This window comes from Rhizobium sp. P1_E6 (assembly GCF_056405875.1).
In genome coordinates this window covers 1-1,606 of sequence record NZ_JBFUBG010000260.1, presented here as the reverse complement: position 1 = coordinate 1,606, position 1,606 = coordinate 1, and the positions used below count along the sequence as shown (strand labels likewise).

Sequence of the window (1,606 nt, the reverse complement as noted above, 5' to 3'; positions counted from 1 at the left end):
GATCAAAAGATCACCTTCCCAGTGTCCAAACACCGATCGATCGCCAATAGAATCAGGACGTTGCGATATCCTGTGGCTGGCTGGAAACACGCTGTCGCGCGGCTTCCTAGAGCCACGCGGACGACGCTTGCGGCGCGCCTCGGGCAGATAACGGTAAAGCCCAAGCCCGTAGTCTTCCTTGCCATAGATGAAACGATAGATCGTCTCGGCGCAGATCCGCAAGCTGATCCCATCGGCCAGAAGACGGCCTGCAATTTGCTCCGGCGACCAGTAGCCTCCAGTTTCTCAATGATCATACGACGCAGATGCGGATGGCGCCGCAGCTTTCTCAAGCGYCGGCGTCGTTCCTTGGCAATGTCATCMGCAACSGTGGAGAAATAGCCGCTGTATTCGGGAAACTCGTGATCCTGGAACGTATTTYGCCTGATCTCACGRTAGATGGTCGAACGATKGCGCCCGAGTTGGCGGGCCATCTYGTTGATCGGCACCTTGCGTGCGACGAGGTGGTGAAGYCGCCGTCGATCGRCGAGGGWYARTTGCKSATAGCATCGGGACATGCCAAAATCTCYAAAGTGAAGCCATTGAAATCATTGGCATGTCGCACTTGGAAATAGAATGTACCCCCTTACAGATGAAAATCGCATAATCTATCTTATGGAACTATTAGCTGTATTGTGAAAAGGCACCTCCGTCTTTCGCAAAGCAATGCACGTCAAAATCTCCAAACTCCGAAAGGTGTGCATTCTAAACGTTTACGGGTAAGCGGTTGTATCAACGACCAAAACTCCGATTGAAGGCCCTACACCATATACAGCTGAGACGCCCGCGTATCTTCCAATCCAAGACGATCTGGCGCTCGCCCGGAATGGCGCGAGAACTTCGTCACAGCATGCGATTACGATCGCTGCGTCGCCGGAGCTCGCGCATCGCATCAGTTAGGCAAGAATATCGTCGGCCGATTAGCTCGAGCCACCAATGCCAACTTTGTGCAGTTGCCGCCTCTGTGGGAGCCGAGTTCTCCAACCACATCGTGTGCTAACATATGAGTATCGATCACCTACCGGCTTAAACTCGCCTAGCGTCGATCGTCGCRCTAGCGCCCGACCAGTCAACAATGTCACTTTGAGCTGCTACCGGGCACGACTCTATTCGCAGCCCCCCGGATCAGGACGCCGAACACGCAGCTGCGAACGGCCATCGGTGCGCTTCATTGTTTCTGATGCAGCCGGTTGCCGAACCCGGCGGTACCGTGCCCCGACATGTCGCCGCAGTCGCGAGCAATTCCAATTGTTCACCATTCCCTGAGAAGTCCAAGCCGATTGACCACTGTCGGATGATCTATTCAGCAATTTCAGATAATACCGGAGGCATCGATAGCTGGATCGCCTCGGAGTAATATCGTGAAATCTCGATTGTCGTCCATGTTTGTACTTTCAGCATTCGCGCTGCTTGTTGGTTCGACGCTTGCTTCAGCCGAAGGCTGGCAAACCGACGCGCAAGGCACTTCCAACTGGCATGTTTCGCCTCCAATCGGGCAGTGCAACGTCAGTCGTGCCAGGAACAGAGCGATACGCGCCGGGATTTATCGAAGCGAGATCGTCTATCG

General features: G+C 54.4%; 1 protein-coding gene and 1 pseudogene. One reads left to right on the top strand and one right to left on the bottom strand.

Annotation, left to right across the window (positions count from 1 at the left end; translation table 11 throughout):
* Positions 1–557, bottom strand: a pseudogene (locus AC1D35_RS36005) (IS30 family transposase); the annotation flags it as partial.
* 843 nt (positions 558–1,400) lie between these two features.
* Between AC1D35_RS36005 and AC1D35_RS36000 the strand changes: the two are divergent.
* Positions 1,401–1,606: hypothetical protein (locus AC1D35_RS36000; RefSeq protein ID WP_477942775.1), on the top strand; the 206-nt coding region annotated here is incomplete at its 3' end.